Origin of the sequence: Ramlibacter sp. WS9 (assembly GCF_003797765.1) — a bacterium.
Lineage (GTDB): Bacteria > Pseudomonadota > Gammaproteobacteria > Burkholderiales > Burkholderiaceae_C > Ramlibacter.
Map to the genome: position 1 here is coordinate 31960 of NZ_RKMB01000018.1, position 13588 is coordinate 45547.

A 13588-nucleotide genomic window follows, 5' to 3' on the forward strand; every position below is an offset into this window, starting at 1 on the left:
CGCGCTCAGCGCGCCGGCTAGACCACCAGCATCCACCCTCCCAGAACCAGCAGCCCGACAAAGAAGCAGCGGCGAAACAGCGGGCGGCAACACTGTTCGATGCGTTCACAACGCAATGGAGTGCGCTGGAAGCAAGCTTCGTTGCGTGAGACAGCCAGGGAGTGGGCGCGATGGTGGAACTGCTGACCGATCCTCAGGCGTGGATCGCCCTGCTGACGCTCACAGCGCTGGAACTGGTGCTGGGAATCGACAACATCGTGTTCATCTCCATCCTGGTGGACAAGCTGCCACCAGAACGGCGGGAGACGGCCCGGCGGCTTGGGCTGTTCATGGCCATGTTCATGCGGCTCGGCCTGTTGATGCTCCTGGCCTGGATCATCGGCCTGACGGCGCCACTGTTCAAGCTGCCGTTGGTGGGCCAGGAGATTTCCGGCCGCGACCTCATCCTGATCGCGGGCGGGTTGTTCCTCATCTGGAAGAGCACAGGCGAGATCCATGGGACGCTCGTCGGCGACGAGCACTACCAGGATTCAAAGGCGCGGGCCACCTTCGGCGCGGTGATCGTCCAGATCATGCTGGTCGACATGGTGTTCTCGCTCGATTCGATCATCACGGCCGTCGGCATGGTGGATGAATTGGCCGTGATGGTGGCCGCCGTGATCCTCTCGGTCGGCATGATGATGCTGTTCGCCGGCGCGATCGGGCGTTTTGTCTCTGCCAATCCGACGATCAAGATGCTCGCCTTGTCGTTTCTCATCATGGTCGGAATGGTGCTGGTGGCCGACGGCCTGGAGTTCCACGTGCCGAAGGGGTATGTCTACTTCGCGATGGCGTTCTCCGTGGCCGTCGAGATGCTCAACCTGAGGCTGCGCAGGCGCCCCATGGCGCGCCCGTAGGCGGGCCGGCCGCCGGTCGGGCCGCTTTGCGGCAAAAAGGGAGCGAGCGCAGAATCATCAATTCTGCGCCAGCACTTTTGCCCGGCAGGAAGCCAGTGAAGGAGACCTCGATGCCGCTCTACCTGACCCGCTTCAGCTACGCGCCCGCCACGTGGGCGAAACTCATCAAGAACCCGGAGGACCGCCGGGACGCCGCGAGGCAGTACATCGAATCCGTCGGCGGCAAGCTGCACGGTTTTTGGTATGCCTTCGGCGAGCATGACGGCTACAACTTATGGGAAGCGCCCGACAACGTCGCGATGGCGGCCGCCGCGCTGGCCATCAACGCGGGCGGCGCCTTGAACTCGGTTCAAACAACCGTCCTGCTGTCTGTCGAGGAAACCATGACAGCGCTGCAAAAAGCCTCGTCCATCAAGTACCGGCCGCCAGGGGAAAAAGAATAGGCCGGCGGCGGGGGATTTCCGCAAGGCGGCGCTTCACTCTGATGAAGGTGAGATTCCGTGGGCTGGCGAAGAACACCGCGCACGTCGTCACGGGTTTGCGCGGTGGCCATCCTTTACCTCGCGCTATCGCCCACTCCGCCCATTCCACTGTCCAACTGGGACAAGGCGAATCACGTCTTCGCCTTCGCCGTTCTTGGCGCTCTGGGATGGACCGCATGGCCGGAGCAGCGCTGGAACCTGGCCGCATGTCTTGTCGCCTACGGATGCGCGATCGAGCTGATGCAAATGCTGACCGCGACACGCCAGGCGGACTGGCATGACGTCGCGGCCGATGTTGTCGGGTTGTTCGTGGCCGCAGCAATCCGGGGTGGGATTGCGCGACGTTTCGTTCACTCGCGGATCGAGCGAGACTAGATCTTGCCCATCAAAAGCAGCACCAGCAGGATGAGCAGCACCAGCCCCAAACCGCCGACCGGACGGTAGCCCCAGTTGCGGCTGTGTCCCCAAGTCGGCAGAGCGCCGACCAGAAGCAGGATGAGAACAATGATAAGGATGAGGGAGAGTGACATGATCGTTTCCTAGGTAGGGGGAAAAATCATCCTCGCACCCACAGGGAAACGACTGGGCAGGACGAAGCCTACGGTTGAGGTAGGAAAGGGTGACTCAAGGCGCGGCTATCAACACCAAGTCATGCCCGCTCAAGAAGTCCCCTTCGGCCTTGATTTGAGCGCCGCCGTTGTCTCTGTCATCAGCCTGGCGACGATCGCTCCCGCGGGCAGAACGTCCCTGATCAAACCTGAAGCTTCCCCGGCAATCACGGCTGCTACGTCGTAGTCGCCCGCGGCGCGCGCGGAGGCATAGCGTTCGGCCTCTTGCGCGGCGTTCTGCAGCAGTTCCACTTCGCGGCCCAGCCAACGCTGCGTGTGTGAATTCTTCAAGCAACGGCCGGTGAACGGTGCGGGCCAGACGTTGCGGCGCGAGATGTCGAACACGATGCTGCGCACCGTGTCGTCGCCGCTCGCGCGGCAGACGCGCTCTTTCGCCGACGCGGGCGTGGCCGCTTCTTCGGAGGCATAGAACCGCGTGCCCATCAGCACGCCCGAGGCCCCGAGCATCAGCGCGGCCGCCACGCCCCGCCCGTCGGCAATGCCGCCGGCCGCGACGACGGGCGTCTTGCCGCCATCGATATCGACGAGTTCCGGCAGCAGCGTGAACAGCCCGCGGGATGCGCCGTGCCCTCCGGCTTCGGTTCCCTGCGCCACCAGCACATCGGCTCCCGCGGCGATGGCATCGAGCGCCATCGCGAGCGTCTGGACTTGGCAAATGGCGAGTGAACCGGTGGCATGAATTTTCTGAATGAGACGGTCGGGCTCGCCGAACGAAAGCATCACGGCGGCGGGGCGGTATTCGAGCGCGAGGTCGAGCAGCTCGGGCTGTTTTTGCAGCGCCCAGGTGATGAAGCCCACACCGAACCGCTGCCCCGAGCTGGAGAGCAAGTCCAGCTCGCGGGTGAGCCACTCGCGATTGCCATAGCCACCGCCGAGGATGCCGAGGCCACCGGCCGCGCTGACGGCAGCGCTGAGCCGTGCATCGGCCACTACGTCCATGGGGGCCAGGAGAATCGGGTTGTCGATCTTCAACAACTCGGTCAGGCGGGTGTCCAACGTCATGGCGGTCTTTCGAAAATGGCGCCGGGGCGGGAAAGCCGCCTTCTGCTGTGGTGGGTCCGTGTCGATTGAGTGTTAACCATGCGCGCGCCTCCTGCCGCCTGCCTCGATGATCGCAGCACGGCGACCCAGCTTCTTCTCGATGCTCTTCGCCAGTGACCTGTCTGGGCTCTTCTTCCAGGAGCGAGGTGGGTGCGCAACCGTGCGGAGCTGCACTTCGGCAAGCTCGTCTTGCGCTGCTGTAAGCGTGCGTGACGCAAGGGGCGCGTTCTCCATGCGACGAATCCGTCGCAAGTCCTTCGCCTTATGCCTGGCGATCGCGAAACGGGAATTCGCTCCTCGCTCACCGTAACTGTTGCGACGATCACGTTCGAGGCTGAGCGCCTTCTTCCGTTGCGGTGTGCGACGAACTTTCATTGCGCCGAACGTTAAGTTAAGCCGCCGCGCGTTTACGCGTTGTCGGCCTTTGACGACCAGTTAAATTTCGATTCACTGCCTTGCGAAGAGTGTCATTGATGCGAGACTGATAACCCGTGCCCTGAGACTTGAAGTAGTCCAGTACGTCGGCATCCAGACGTATGGAAGTCAACACTTTCGTCGGTGCAGCTTGCGGCCCGCGGCCACGCCGTACCACAGGAGCTCCGAGCATGTCTTCGGTCCATGCAGGGTTGTCCGGGTCAGACACCTTAGCCGAGGTCTTCTTTGGCAACTTGGCGGTAGTAGCGTGCTTCATGCTTTTCTGCCCTTCGTAGGGAGATAACGTGCGGCCCCTTCGAGCGCTCCGTATAGACCATCACAACCACTTCGTTGTACAGGATGCCGAAACAAACCTGGCGCGCCTCGCCATAGTCCTCTCGTATGTCCTCACGGGTAACCGTGAAGTGGTCCCAAATTGCATCGCATCCGGCGAAGTCCAGCCCGTGCTTCTTGATGTTGAGCTTGCGCTTGGCCTCATCCCATGTGAGCATGGAATATTGTATCTACAAAATAACAAGCGTGCCGGAAGAAATTTAACGAAGATGACCGGATCGCCAACATGAGCGGCGGAGCCGCAGCCTGCTGTTGTGGGTCGGTGTCGATTGGAAAGTTGGAGCTCATTTTGGCGACACCAACCGAACAACCTTGAGCCCAAAACGCGACCAGCTACCTTTTGGGTAGGCACAGACAAAGGCGTCTTGTCTCTCGCACAACGAGAAGCGACGCGAGTACAAGATCGACCACGCGGCGACGCCAATTGCGCATGACACTAGCGCCAGACTCAGCACGACAAAACCAACGGCGAAGCTTGCCAGGATATGAAAGCGACCAAGAAGCAGCGTGTCGTGAAAATAGGACCACCAAGTTGTCGACGCCAGTTTAGCCAACGTCGCCATCGCCCCAAACATGCACGAGAAAACGGACAGCTTTAAATGCAACACCGCACGAGAGCTCATGGAACTCTGTAGCTCTAACGTGATGCATACCGCAAACTCTGCGGATTAAATCGACCGTCACTCATCAATCCAGTCCCATCAATCGTCGCGACTGCTTGATCCAAAAGACTTTTCATTTCTTCGACGCGCATCAATCCGGTATAAAAATTCCGGACACGTCCGACACGCGCCGCTTTATTTCGAAAAACCTGCGAAATAAGCTGGCCGCTGCGCATTAAGCTGGACATGGAATCCTCCTGGGCACCGCACCTGCATTGGGTTCTCGGCATTGAGACGCTCGTTTATACAGGCACAAATCAATCCTTCAAACCCGAATGATCGTGGTCCCACCCGTCAACAATGGAGATGGTCAAGGCCACGCTCGCCAGGGTCGGCAGCGGCGCGCTGCCGCGGCGTCAGGCAAGGTGGCGGCGCAGCGCCTTCGCAAAAGCCCAGCCCGCCAGCGGCAACCCCACCACCGGCGGCAGCAGCAACCAGGCCGGGCCGCCGTGGTCGAAGGCCAGCCCGCTCAGCATCACACCCACTGCCTGACCCGTGAAGAGGCAGAACGCGAACATCGCCACGGCGCTGCCGCGGACAGTCGGGGCCATCTGCGTGGCATGCGTCTGCAGCGTGTTGTGAAACAGGTAAGTGCCGATGCCGACCACGAGTGCGACGGGGCCGGCCGTCCAACCCCACGGCGAAAGCAGGAAGGCCAAGTAGCCCGCACCTACAAAGGCGCAGCCGACCAGCACCATGCGGCGTTGGCCCAGGCGCGCGACGATCATCTTGGCCGTCATCGCGTAGATCAGGCCACCCACGGCGTTCAATGCCAGCAGCGCCGACACCACAGTGAGTGAGAGCCCGAAGCGCTGGTGCAAGTAAGCGGGCAAGTACGCGGCCGGGCCCAGCAGCAGCACACCTTCGGCGAATGCCGCGGCGAGTACCCACCAGGCCCATCGCGTGCTGACCACCACGCGCAGGCCGTCGAGGAAGTGCCCCGTGGACGCGGGAGCTGCGACGGCCACCGCTGCGCGCAAGTGCCTGACGAGCAGCACCGTCACCACGGCGTAGCCGACAGCGAGCGTGACGAACGCGCCGCGCCAGCCCCAAGCCAGATCGGCAAAGACGCCGCCGGCCAGCTGCCCCATCATCATCCCGGACAAGGTGCCCAGCAGAAGCCTGGCCAACGTGGGCTGCCGCTCTTCGAACGCAACGGCGTCGCCGATCCAGGCCATGGCTAGGGGGACGATGCCCGCCGCGGCCATGCCCCACGCGACACGCGCCAGCAACAAGGTGTCGAAGTCCGGCGCGGCGGCTGACGCCAACGACAAAACGCAGCAGCCACCGACGGCCACAGTGACCATGCGTGCCTTGCCGAAGCGGTCTGCGAGTGGCCCGAACACCAGTTGCATGAGGCCGTATGCGATCGCGAACACGATGACCGCACTGCCGGCCTGGCCGGTGGTGAGTTGGAAGTCTTGCGCCAAACGGGGGATGAGCCCATCGCAAACCCGCAGCGCCGCGCCGCTGAAGAATGACGCGAGGGCGAGCAGGGTGACAAATTGCATGAGGACTCGCCGACTCTAGCATTGGCGGCAAGGTGAGGAATCCTGGGCAGAACTGTTGCACCTCGCATTGCGCGGTGCGTAAAGCTGGGCTTTACGGGGCCATGGGTCGTTAGACTTTGTTTCCATGAATTGCCCAAGGTATCTCTGCGTCCTGTCGTTCGTCGCATTTCTGGGCGCCTGCGGGGGCGGAGGGGGCGGCGGCGCACCGGCCAACACCAACACCCCGCCGGTCGCGAATGCGGTCGCCGCTCAAACTGTCACCGTCAATGCCGCTGTGGCCCTCGATGGCAGCGGTAGCTCGGACGCCAATGGCGACACCCTGAGCTACGCCTGGACGCTCACCGGGAAGCCGGCCGGCAGCACCGCGATCGTTGGGAGCGCCAGTTTCGCGAAAGCGACTTTCGTCGCCGATGTGGCGGGCGTCTACACCGCGATGCTGGTGGTCAACGACGGAAAGCAGAACGGATCCAGCACCACCTCGGTCAGCATCACGGCCGCCGCGGTCAACGTGGTGGGCCCGGGCCAGTTCGTGGACGCGGTGCACCTCAAGACGATCAGCCCCGCCGAAGTCGGCGCCGCGCTTGCGCTCGACGGGGAAGCGGCCTTTCTCGCCACCCCCAAGTACGCCGTTCAGGCCTGGCGCCTGACCTACCTCACCGTCGATGGCCAGGGCCAGCAGATCCTGGCGTCCGGCCTGGTTGCCGTTCCGGACAAGGCGACCAACGCCCTCAGCCCGGTTCTGAGCTATCAACATGCCACCATCAAGCGCCAGGCCGATGCGCCGAGCAGCCTCACGAAACTCGGGGATCCGCCGGTGGTGCTGGCGTCTCTGGGCTACATCGCGCAGGCGGCGGACTATGTGGGCTACGGCGTGTCTGCAGCGGCGCCGCACCCTTACTTGTTGTCGGGTCCGTCCGCGTCTGCCGTGATCGATTTCCTGACGGCTGCAAAGTACTGGCGGCAAACCCGGCAAGTGCCCGACAACAAGCAGCTTTTTCTCACGGGCTACTCGGAGGGCGGCTATGTGACGATGGCCACCCACAAGGCGCTGCAGGCTGGCACGTCGGCCCATCGCAACGAACTTGTCCGCGTCGTCGCGGGTGCCGGGCCGTACAACGTCGGCGCCACCATGGACCAGCTTCTGGCCATCATTCGCGAGACTTACCCTCCACTGGGCCAGTTGCTCAACCCGGGGATCCTGAAATTTCTGAGCGATGACGACCGGCGCCATGCGCGTGATCTGCTGATGGGCCTGTCGCTGGGGATCGATGCGGAAGTCACCTTCATGCCGACCGTGATCGACAACTACCTGGCCGACAACCGCACGGCCATCGAAACCTTCAGCGACGTGTTCGACTGGGCACCGCAAATCCCCGTGAGCCTCTTTCACGGCCGTGACGACCGCACCGTCCCGTACCTGAGCGCGACCAGCACCTTGCAGGCGATGCAAGCGCGAGGCGCGGGCGATCGGGTCTCGTTGACGGAGTGTGTGGCCCCGGCGGGCGAACCGGCGGGACACAAGGAATGCGTGCTGCCGTATTGGCGGTTCGTGCTGGATCAGTTCAGCAAGGCCGCCAAGGATCTTTGATTCGGGCGCCGGGGCGCATCAGTTGCCGTGGTGCAGCTGCCGCTCCCATTCGCGCTTCTGCTGCCGAGTGACAACGGCAGCGATCGCAAGCAGGACAAGGAACATACCTATGCCGGCAAGAAGAGAGGTTTCCATAGTGTGGTTTGGATGATGTCTTCATTCCAAGCTACACCCCTCGAACGCCCGCACTTGTGGGACTAAGGATGGGCAGGCCGTAGGACCCGGCGTTCACGAGCCCCTCAGCAGGACTTTCCCGGTGCGCCCTACGTGTTCGGCGGCCGTCATGGCAGCGGCGGCATCGGCCAGGCCGAATACACCGCCCACCGGCAGCTTCAGCAAGCCGCTTGCAACCTGCCCGGCCAACTCGCCGATCATGCGGCCCAGCTCGGCCGGCGGTGTGGCCGCGAGGCGCTTGCTGGCCCAATAGCCTCTGACGACCGCCTGCTTGAAGATCAGATCGCCGCCACTGATCACCAAAGGCTTGAAGGTCAGCGACCCGAACGAGATCAGCTCGCCGTTCTCTGCCAACAGCCCCATGATCTGCTGCGCCGCCTCGCCGCCGATGGATTCGATGGCCCGCACGATTGGGGCACCGCCGGTCAATGCCTTTACGCGGTCTTGCCAGCCCGTGACGTCAGTCGACACCCCGTGGGCGATGCCCGCCGCGGCCAGGTCGGCCAGGGCCGATTCGCGCCGCACCAGGTTCACCACCCCGATGCCGCGCGCCGCGGCCAGCGTGGCCAGGACTTTGCCGACGGCGCCGTTGGCGGCGTTCTGAACGATCCACTGGCCGGGCTGGAGCTTCATGTCTTCCAGCAGCATCAGAGCGCTCAAGGGCATGGCCAGCAGTTGGCACGCGGCTTCGTCGGGCAGCGCATCGGGAACCGGCACCAGCTTGGCGGCCGGGCTGATGAAGCACTCGGCCCACGCGGCTTGCGCCGATGCGCTGGCCACGCGCTGTCCCAGCTGCACGTTCTTGACGCCTTCGCCCACGGCGTCGACGACGCCCAGCGCCTCGGTGCCCGGCACCGCCGGCAGGGCAGGCTTGTAGCCGTAGACACCGCGCACGATCGCAAGGTCGTGGTTGTGGATCGGCGACAGGACCATTCGAACGCGGGCCTCGCCTGGGCCCGGCACGGGCAGCGGGCGCTCGCCCGGGTGGACAACATCGGCAGGTTCGCCGAAACGGTCGATCACGACACTTTGCATACGAACGATCCTTTATGTGGTTGCCAATTGTCTTCCAGCTGCGATCATGGCCGGCAGTCATAGTGCAACGCCACGGTGTCCGACTCTGGTAAGCGCTTCTGACCCAGCAGCGTCCAGTTCTGCGCCAGGCCGGCTTCGAAAGTGCGGACGCCTTCACCGAGCAGCACGTTGCCGATCAAAAGGTGCATTTCGTCGAAGAGCCCGTGCGCCAAGAGGCTGTTGTAGAGCAGGTGGCTGCCGTAGATCAGCAGGTCGGGGCCGGGCGCGGCCTTGAGTTGGGCGATGCGCACCCGGGCGTTGGCGCGTGAAATCACTTCGGTGTCGGCGGCCCACGGAGAATCGGGGCGCACACGCAGGTTGTCACTGACGAGCACTTTACGTGCCGCCGCCACACGCTCGGCGATCTCGCGCTGCACCGGGTCGCTGCCGGGGCCGCGGTCCACATTGGGCCAGTAGGCTTCGAACATAGGAAAGGTGGTCGCGCCGAAGAGCAAGGTGCCGGCGTGGCGCATGCAATCGAGGTTGTGGACGCTGAAAGCGGCATCCATTGGCAGGCCGGCGAGCGAGCCGCCGGGGCCGGCGCAGTAGCCGTCGAGTGAACTGAGGATGCTGACGATGAGCTTGGCCATGAATTGGTTCTCCTGGGGTTGAGCCACGCGGCCGGTCCATCCGGGGCGTGTCATCTCTTTGGAGACAGGGCGAGGGGCAAACTCATCGGTCCGGGCAGCGATTTCCTCAAATAAGTTCGTCGGGCATGCCGAAGCGCCGGCAGACGGCCGGGTCGATGAAGCTGTCGATCGAAGCAATCAGCCCATCGCGAAGGCGCAAAAGCACCACGCCGCCCGGCGTGAAGCGGTCGGCACCGGGGTGCTTCATGTAGCAGGCGAAGCCCGGTTGGCCGTTGCCGCGCAGGGGCTGCAGCCGCCACGGCGTCTCGAACACGCGCTCGGCGAAGAACATCAGGGCGAAGCGGCGGCCGTCGAACCAGGCGGGCAGCGGCGGCATGGTGAAGCGCGCGTCCTCGGCAAGGAGGCTGGCCATGGCGTCGATGTCGCAGCTTTCCCAGGCGCTGACGAAGCGCTGCAGCAGGCCGTCGGCGTGATGCTCGCCGAGCCACTGCTGCCCGCCTGGTTCGACGGCCGCCGGTGTGCGCTCTTTCATCGTTTTCTGCGCGCGCTGCAGCGCGCTGTTGACCGAAGCGACCGAGGTGTCGAGCATCTCGGCCGCTTCGGCCGCCGAATACTCCAGCACTTCGCGCAGCAGCAGCACGGCGCGCTGTGTGGCGGGCAGGTGCTGCAGCGCGGCGACGAAAGCGAGTGCGACCGACTCACGGCGCTGCAGTGTGGTGGACGGGTCTTCATGCGTGCCGACCCACTCTGCATCGGGCAACGGCTCCAACCACACCGGCCCGGCCACCGGCTCACCCAATTCGGCCGTGGCCTGCAGCGGCGCGCCGTGGTCGGGCGAAGTGATGCGCCGCGGGCGCTGCGAGATCAGCCGCAGGCACACATGGGTGGCGATTCGATAAAGCCAGGTGCCGAGCGCGCTTCGCCCTTCGAACGAGGCGATGCCTCGCCACGCGGCCAGCAGCGTCTCCTGCAGCGCGTCGTCCGCATCGAAGGGCGAGCCCAACATGCGGTAGCAGTGCGCGTGCAGCTGGCGGCGCCGGGGAGCCACCAGCCGGTCGAAGGCAGCGTTGTCGCCGGCACGCGCGCGGGCCAGCCAATCAGCTTCGTCAACAAGGTCGGGCAGTTGAGGCATTGCGCATTCTGGCGCAGCGGATGAGCTGTTGTTCCGTTTTGAGAATTTCGCATGTCGCCATCGGCGGGACTAGGGTTTTGCCTAGTGAGTGACCCAAGGGCAGGTTCAACAATGATCCGCGCCAACTCACAGGAGACAAGCCATGCAGGTGCAATTCAAAGTCAACGGCAAAGCCGTGAACCTCGACGTTCCTCCCAACACCCTGCTGGTCCATGCGCTGCGCGAGCACCTGCAGCTGACGGGCACGCACGTCGGCTGCGACACGGCCCAATGCGGCGCCTGCACCGTGCTGCTCAACGGTCGCGCCATCAAGTCATGCAATACCCTCGCGGTTCAGCACCAGGGCGCGGAAGTCACCACCATCGAGGGAATTGCGGCTGCCGACGGCACGATGCACCCGATGCAAGCCGCATTCAAGGAATGCCACGGCCTGCAATGCGGGTTCTGCACGCCCGGCATGGTGATGAGCGCCATCGACCTGTGCACTTCGCACCCCAGCGCGAGCGAGACCGAAGTGCGCGAACTGCTGGACGGCAACATGTGCCGCTGCACCGGCTACCAGAACATCGTCAAGGCGATCCAGATGGGCGGCCAATCGATGGCCGCCCCGGCCAAATCCAACGCTACCGCCTAAAGGAGAACACCATGGGCGCACCCGATTTCGCAAAGCTGCCGCACATTGGCGAAGGCATCCGCCGCAAGGAAGACTACCGGTTCCTCACCGGCGCCGGGCAGTACACCGACGACGTGACCCTGGCCAACCAGGCGCACGCCGTGTTCGTGCGCTCGCCGCACGCGCACGCCAAACTCAACTCGGTGGACACGGCCGCAGCCCTGCAGATGCCGGGCGTGGTGGGCATCATCACCGGCAAGGACATCGAGGGCAAGATGGGCGGCCTGCCATGCGGCTGGCTCATCAACAACCCGGATGGAACGCCGATGAAGGAGCCGATGCATCCCATCCTGGCGATTCACAAGGTGCGCTATGTGGGCGATCACGTGGCGATGGTCGTGGCTGAAACCGTGGAGCAGGCGCGCAACGCCGCCGAGGCGGTGGTTGTCGACTACGACGTGCTGCCGGCGGTGGTGAGCGTGGCCGACGCCGCGAAGAAGCAGAGCGGCGTCACCTTGCACGACGAAGCGCCTGACAACCAGTGCTACAAGTGGGCGCTGGGCGACAAGGCGGCGGTGGACGCGGCGTTCGCCAATGCGGCGCACGTCACGAAGCTGGATCTGGTGAACAACCGGCTGGTGCCCAACCCGATGGAGCCGCGTGTGGCCATCGGCAGCTACAGCCGTGGCACCGAAGAATACGTGCTGTACGTGGCCAACCAGAACCCGCACGTGGAGCGGCTCCTGATGACCGCCTTCGTGCTCGGCCTGCCCGAACACAAGGTGCGGGTGATCGCGCCCGACGTGGGCGGCGGCTTCGGCTCCAAGATCTTTCTGTACGCCGAGGATGTGTGCCTTACTTGGGGCGCCAAGCACCTGAACCGCTCCATCAAGTGGACGGGCGATCGCTCGGAATGCTTCCTGTCGGACGCGCATGGCCGGGATCACGTGAGCCATGCCGAGATGGCGCTGGACAAGGACGGCAAGTTCCTGGCGCTCAAGGTGCACACCGACGCCAACCTGGGCGCCTACCTGTCAACCTTCTCGACCGCCGTGCCCACCATCCTGTACGCGACGCTGCTCGCCGGCCAGTACACCACGCCCCAGATCTACGTGGAAGTGGACGCCTGGTTCACCAACACCGCGCCGGTCGATGCTTATCGAGGCGCCGGCCGCCCCGAGGCCACCTACTTGCTGGAGCGGCTGGTATCGCGTTGCGCGTGGGAACTGGGGATCGGGCAGGATGAGATCCGCAAGCGCAACTTCATCACGCAGTTCCCCTACCAGACACCGGTAGCGCTGCAGTACGACACGGGCGACTTCCACGCCTGCATGGACAAGTCGAAGGCACTGGCCGAAGTCGACGGTTTCGCGGCGCGCAAAAGCGCCACCGAAGCCAAGGGCAAACTGCGCGGCATCGGCTACTCGAGCTATATCGAAGCGTGCGGCATCGCGCCGTCCAACATCGCCGGCGCACTGGGCGCGCGCGCAGGCCTCTTCGAGTGCGGCGAGATCCGCGTGCATCCCACGGGCAGCGTCACGGTCTTCACCGGTTCCCACAGCCATGGCCAGGGCCACGAGACCACGTTCGCGCAAGTCGTCGCCGCGCGCCTGGGCATTCCGGTGGAGAACGTCGATGTTGTGCACGGCGACACGGGTCGCGTGCCGTTCGGCATGGGCACCTATGGTTCACGTTCCATCTCGGTGGGCGGCGCGGCGATCATGAAAGCGCTGGACAAGATCGAGACCAAGGCGAAGAAGATCGCGGCGCACCTGATGGAGGCGAGCGATGCGGACATCGAGTTCGCCAATGGCGAGTTCACTGTGAAGGGCACTGACAAGAAGATCCCGTTCGGCCAGGTGGCGCTGACGGCCTATGTGCCGCACAACTACCCGCTGGACAAGCTGGAGCCCGGCCTGAACGAAACCGCGTTTTACGACCCGACCAACTTCACTTTCCCGGGCGGCACGTACATCTGCGAAGTCGAGATCGACAAGCAGACCGGCGAAGTGAAGATCGACCGCTTCACGGCGGTGGACGACTTCGGCACCATCATCAACCCGATGATTGTGGCCGGCCAGGTGCATGGCGGCCTGGTGCAAGGCATCGGCCAGGCGCTGATGGAAAACTGCGTGTACGACAACGAAAGCGGTCAGCTGCTCACCGGCAGCTTCATGGACTACGCCATGCCGCGGGCCGAGGACTTCCCGATGTTCAAGCTCGACACGGTTTGCACGCCCTGCACGCACAACCCGCTGGGCACCAAGGGCTGCGGCGAGGCCGGCGCCATCGGCTCGCCGCCCGCGGTGATCAATGCCGTGCTCGATGCGCTCGCGCCCTTGGGCGTGAAAGACTTCGACATGCCGGCCACGCCGCACCGCGTATGGGAAGCCATGCGCAAAGGCAGCGTGAGCAAGACCAACTGATC

The 13588-nt window shown here is 64.1% G+C and carries 17 protein-coding genes; 6 read left to right on the plus strand and 11 right to left on the minus strand.

What is annotated here, in order from left to right:
- Positions 1 to 170 precede the first annotated feature (170 nt).
- From EEB15_RS22920 to EEB15_RS22930, 3 genes are all read left to right on the plus strand, one after another.
- Positions 171 to 896, plus strand: a complete 726-nt coding sequence (locus tag EEB15_RS22920; protein WP_141512270.1) for a TerC family protein — start codon at positions 171 to 173, stop codon at positions 894 to 896.
- Positions 897 to 1006: 110 nt separating this feature from the next.
- Positions 1007 to 1339: a GYD domain-containing protein gene (locus EEB15_RS22925; RefSeq protein WP_141512271.1), complete on the plus strand. Its 333-nt coding sequence runs from the start codon at positions 1007 to 1009 to the stop codon at positions 1337 to 1339.
- Positions 1340 to 1441: 102 nt separating this feature from the next.
- Positions 1442 to 1753: a VanZ family protein gene (locus EEB15_RS22930; protein WP_233259586.1), complete on the plus strand. Its 312-nt coding sequence runs from the start codon at positions 1442 to 1444 to the stop codon at positions 1751 to 1753.
- On the opposite strand, the gene EEB15_RS22935 is transcribed toward EEB15_RS22930, so the two are convergent.
- The 8 genes from EEB15_RS22935 to EEB15_RS22970 all read right to left on the minus strand — a co-directional run bounded on the left by EEB15_RS22935 (position 1750) and on the right by EEB15_RS22970 (position 5989).
- Complete coding sequence (locus tag EEB15_RS22935; protein ID WP_141512273.1) at positions 1750 to 1908, minus strand: DUF3309 family protein; 159 nt, start codon at positions 1906 to 1908, stop codon at positions 1750 to 1752. The two genes, EEB15_RS22930 and EEB15_RS22935, sit on opposite strands and share 4 nt — an antisense overlap.
- Before the next feature lie 129 nt (positions 1909 to 2037).
- Positions 2038 to 3075 (minus strand): nitronate monooxygenase family protein, encoded by a 1038-nt coding sequence (locus EEB15_RS22940; RefSeq protein ID WP_255466383.1) that lies wholly within the window; start codon positions 3073 to 3075, stop codon positions 2038 to 2040.
- A gap of 6 nt (positions 3076 to 3081) precedes the next feature.
- The gene (locus EEB15_RS22945) at positions 3082 to 3423 is read right to left on the minus strand and encodes a hypothetical protein (RefSeq protein ID WP_141512275.1); all 342 of its coding nucleotides are present in this window, start codon (positions 3421 to 3423) and stop codon (positions 3082 to 3084) included.
- 16 nt (positions 3424 to 3439) lie between these two features.
- Positions 3440 to 3739: a BrnA antitoxin family protein gene (locus tag EEB15_RS22950; RefSeq protein WP_141512276.1), complete on the minus strand. Its 300-nt coding sequence runs from the start codon at positions 3737 to 3739 to the stop codon at positions 3440 to 3442.
- Entirely contained in the window at positions 3693 to 3974 is a 282-nt protein-coding gene (locus EEB15_RS22955; protein ID WP_141512277.1) for a BrnT family toxin, read from the minus strand. Before EEB15_RS22955 ends, EEB15_RS22950 begins: the two co-directional genes overlap by 47 nt.
- Before the next feature lie 126 nt (positions 3975 to 4100).
- Positions 4101 to 4439, minus strand: a complete 339-nt coding sequence (locus tag EEB15_RS22960) for a hypothetical protein (protein ID WP_141512278.1) — start codon at positions 4437 to 4439, stop codon at positions 4101 to 4103.
- A 14-nt stretch (positions 4440 to 4453) separates the two neighbouring features.
- The gene (locus EEB15_RS22965) at positions 4454 to 4666 is read right to left on the minus strand and encodes a hypothetical protein (protein ID WP_141512279.1); all 213 of its coding nucleotides are present in this window, start codon (positions 4664 to 4666) and stop codon (positions 4454 to 4456) included.
- Between the two features lie 168 nt (positions 4667 to 4834).
- Positions 4835 to 5989: an MFS transporter gene (locus EEB15_RS22970; RefSeq protein ID WP_141512280.1), complete on the minus strand. Its 1155-nt coding sequence runs from the start codon at positions 5987 to 5989 to the stop codon at positions 4835 to 4837.
- A gap of 124 nt (positions 5990 to 6113) precedes the next feature.
- On the opposite strand from EEB15_RS22970, the gene EEB15_RS33775 reads away from it, so the two are divergent.
- The gene (locus tag EEB15_RS33775) at positions 6114 to 7577 is read left to right on the plus strand and encodes a S9 family peptidase (protein ID WP_158290198.1); all 1464 of its coding nucleotides are present in this window, start codon (positions 6114 to 6116) and stop codon (positions 7575 to 7577) included.
- A 228-nt stretch (positions 7578 to 7805) separates the two neighbouring features.
- Here the strand turns inward: EEB15_RS33775 and EEB15_RS22980 are convergent, their stop codons facing one another.
- The 3 genes from EEB15_RS22980 to EEB15_RS22990 form a co-directional block, all read right to left on the minus strand.
- Positions 7806 to 8786: a zinc-binding dehydrogenase gene (locus EEB15_RS22980; protein WP_141512281.1), complete on the minus strand. Its 981-nt coding sequence runs from the start codon at positions 8784 to 8786 to the stop codon at positions 7806 to 7808.
- 44 nt (positions 8787 to 8830) lie between these two features.
- Positions 8831 to 9415: a dihydrofolate reductase family protein gene (locus EEB15_RS22985; protein ID WP_141512282.1), complete on the minus strand. Its 585-nt coding sequence runs from the start codon at positions 9413 to 9415 to the stop codon at positions 8831 to 8833.
- 106 nt (positions 9416 to 9521) lie between these two features.
- Positions 9522 to 10547, minus strand: a complete 1026-nt coding sequence (locus EEB15_RS22990) for an RNA polymerase subunit sigma-70 (RefSeq protein WP_141512283.1) — start codon at positions 10545 to 10547, stop codon at positions 9522 to 9524.
- A 142-nt stretch (positions 10548 to 10689) separates the two neighbouring features.
- Between EEB15_RS22990 and EEB15_RS22995 the strand changes: the two genes are divergently transcribed.
- Together EEB15_RS22995 and EEB15_RS23000 are read left to right on the plus strand one after the other, a co-directional pair.
- On the plus strand, positions 10690 to 11181 hold the full coding sequence (locus EEB15_RS22995) for a (2Fe-2S)-binding protein (protein WP_141512284.1): 492 nt from the start codon (positions 10690 to 10692) through the stop codon (positions 11179 to 11181).
- A gap of 11 nt (positions 11182 to 11192) precedes the next feature.
- On the plus strand, positions 11193 to 13586 hold the full coding sequence (locus tag EEB15_RS23000) for a xanthine dehydrogenase family protein molybdopterin-binding subunit (protein WP_141512285.1): 2394 nt from the start codon (positions 11193 to 11195) through the stop codon (positions 13584 to 13586).
- The last annotated feature ends 2 nt before the right edge of the window (positions 13587 to 13588 follow it).